Annotated in this window: 7 protein-coding genes; all 7 read right to left on the bottom strand. The window is 66.2% G+C overall.

The features are described 5' to 3' along the window. Positions 1–183, bottom strand: a 183-nt coding sequence (locus JNK30_RS03300; RefSeq protein WP_293472732.1) for an uL14 family ribosomal protein, incomplete at its 3' end; no start/stop codon positions are given. A 12-nt stretch (positions 184–195) separates the two neighbouring features. Further along, positions 196–444, bottom strand: a complete 249-nt coding sequence (gene rpsQ, locus JNK30_RS03305) for a 30S ribosomal protein S17 (RefSeq protein WP_293480158.1) — start codon at positions 442–444, stop codon at positions 196–198. A gap of 13 nt (positions 445–457) precedes the next feature. Continuing rightward, positions 458–652, bottom strand: coding sequence for a 50S ribosomal protein L29 (gene rpmC / locus JNK30_RS03310; protein ID WP_293480160.1), 195 nt, complete (start codon positions 650–652; stop codon positions 458–460). Then, a complete protein-coding gene (gene rplP / locus JNK30_RS03315; RefSeq protein ID WP_293480162.1) occupies positions 652–1080 on the bottom strand; it encodes a 50S ribosomal protein L16 in 429 nt (142 codons plus the stop codon). The genes rpmC and rplP overlap by 1 nt, the downstream gene beginning before the upstream one ends. A gap of 10 nt (positions 1081–1090) precedes the next feature. Beyond that, positions 1091–1849, bottom strand: a complete 759-nt coding sequence (gene rpsC / locus JNK30_RS03320; RefSeq protein ID WP_293480164.1) for a 30S ribosomal protein S3 — start codon at positions 1847–1849, stop codon at positions 1091–1093. Next, on the bottom strand, positions 1849–2229 hold the full coding sequence (rplV, locus tag JNK30_RS03325) for a 50S ribosomal protein L22 (RefSeq protein WP_293480165.1): 381 nt from the start codon (positions 2227–2229) through the stop codon (positions 1849–1851). Before rplV ends, rpsC begins: the two co-directional genes overlap by 1 nt. Beyond that, on the bottom strand, positions 2230–2508 hold the full coding sequence (gene rpsS / locus JNK30_RS03330; RefSeq protein WP_293480167.1) for a 30S ribosomal protein S19: 279 nt from the start codon (positions 2506–2508) through the stop codon (positions 2230–2232). Positions 2509–2532 lie beyond the last annotated feature (24 nt).

Genomic DNA, 2532 nt, shown 5'->3' on the forward strand with positions numbered 1-2532 from the left:
GATGGCCTGCAGCACATCGCCCTTCTTCACGCGGCCGCGCGGGATCGCCTCCTTCACGGAGACGACGATCTTGTCGCCGACGCTGGCGTAACGGCGCTTCGCGCCGCCCAGCACCTTGATGCACATGACCCGGCGGGCGCCGGAATTGTCGGCGACGTCCAGGTTAGTTTGCATCTGGATCATGACTGCAGATCCTTACGCTTGGGCCGCGCCGCCGGCAGGCAGCACTTCCCAGGTTTTCGTCTTGGAGCGAGGGGCGCATTCGATGATGCGCACCGTCTCACCGGCCTTGCAGGCGTTGGCTTCGTCATGGGCGTGGTACTTCTTCGACCGGCGGACGGTCTTCTTAAGCACCGGGTGCAGGAAGGTCCGCTCGACCTTCACCACCACCGTCTTGTCGCCCTTGTCGGAGACGACAACGCCTTCGAGAATTCGCTTCGGCATCTGTCTGTTCTCCTCAGGCCTGAGCCTGCTTCGTCCGCAGAACGGTCTTGATGCGCGCGATATCCTTGCGCACCTCGTTCACGCGGTGGGTCTTCTCGATCTGGCCCGTCGCCTTCTGGAAGCGCAGGTTGAACTGCTCCTTCTTGAGGGAGACGAGCTGCTCGTTCAGCTGATCGGGCGTCATGCCCCGGACTTCGTCGATCTTCATCACGCGTGCTCCACGGCGGCGTCGATGCGGGTCACGATCCGGGTCCGCACGGGAAGCTTCGCCGCGCCGAGGCGCAGGGCTTCGCGGGCCACGTCGTCCGGCACGCCGTCGATTTCGAACATGATCCGGCCGGGATGCACCCGGGCCGCCCAGTACTCGACCGAACCCTTGCCCGAGCCCATGCGGACTTCGGCGGGCTTGCCGGTCACCGGAACGTCCGGATAGACGCGGATCCACACCCGGCCCTGACGCTTCATCTGGCGGGTGATCGCGCGGCGGGCCGCCTCGATCTGCCGCGCCGTGATGCGCTCGGGCTCCATGGACTTCAGGCCGTATGAGCCGAAGTTCAGCGTGAAGCCGCCCTTGGCCGTCCCGTGGATGCGGCCCTTGAACTGCTTGCGGTACTTGGTGCGCTTAGGGGAAAGCATCTGTCAGTCCTCAGGCGTTCTGCGGCTCGCCGCGGCGCTCGCGGCGCGGGCCGCGGTCCGGACGGTCCCGATCGCGGCCGCCGCCTTCACCGGCGGGCCCGCTCTCGCCGGCCAGGCGCTTGTCGAGGGCCATCGGGTCGTGGTCGAGGACCTCGCCCTTGAAGACCCAAACCTTCACGCCGATGATGCCGTAGGTGGTCCGGGCTTCGGTGAAGCCGTAGTCCACGTCGGCCCGCAGGGTGTGCAGCGGCACGCGGCCTTCGCGGTACCACTCCATCCGCGCGATTTCGGCGCCGCCGAGGCGGCCCGACACGTTGATGCGGACGCCCTTGGCGCCGAGGCGCATGGCCGACTGCATCGAACGCTTCATGGCGCGGCGGAACGCGACCCGGCGCTCGAGCTGCTGGGCGATGTTCTCGGCGATCAGCTGCGCGTCGGTCTCCGGCTTGCGGATCTCGACGATGTTCAGGTGCACCTCGCCGTCCGTCATGGCGGCGATGTCCTTGCGCAGCTTCTCGATGTCCGCGCCCTTCTTGCCGATGATCACGCCCGGGCGCGCGGCATAGATGGTGATGCGGCACTTCTTGTGCGGACGCTCGATGATGATGCGCGACACGCCGGCCTGGTTCAGGCGCTTCTTCAGCGCGCGGCGCACCTTGATGTCCTCGTGCAGCAGCCGGCCGTACTCGGGGCCGTCGGCGAACCAGCGGCTGTCCCAGGTGCGGTTGATGCCGAGGCGAAGCCCGACCGGATTGATCTTCTGACCCATTAGGCGGCCTCACCCACTTCGCGGACCACGATCGTGATCTCGCTGAACGGCTTTTCGACGCGGCTCGCACGGCCGCGGGCGCGGGCGTGGAAGCGCTTCATGACCAGGTTCTTGCCCACGTAGGCCTCGGCGACGACCAGCGAGTCGATGTCGAGGTTGTGGTTGTTCTCGGCGTTCGAGATCGCCGAGTAGAGCGCCTTGCGGACGTCCTTGGCGATGCGCTTGGCGCTGAACTCGAGCTCGTTGAGAGCGCGCTGAACCTTCAGGCCGCGGATCGACTGGGCCACGAGGTTGAGCTTGCGGGGGCTGATGCGGATGGTCCGCACCTTCGCCACCGCTTCGGCGTCCGAATAACGGCGAGCCTTGGCTTGCTTGCTCATTTACTTCCTCTTGGCCTTCTTGTCGGCCGCGTGACCGGGGAAGAAGCGGGTGGGAGCGAACTCGCCCAGCTTCATGCCGACCATGTCTTCCGAGATGAGCACGGGGACGTGCTTCTGGCCGTTGTGCACGCCGAAGGTCAGGCCCACGAACTGGGGCATGATCGTCGAGCGGCGCGACCAGGTCTTGATCACATCCTTGCGGCCCGAGCTCTGCAGAGCCTCGGCCTTCTTGAGCAGGTACCCGTCGACGAACGGGCCTTTCCAGACGGAACGGGTCATGGCTTAGCGAGCCTTCCGAGCGTG

Source organism: Phenylobacterium sp. (assembly GCF_016793225.1).
Lineage (GTDB): Bacteria > Pseudomonadota > Alphaproteobacteria > Caulobacterales > Caulobacteraceae > Phenylobacterium.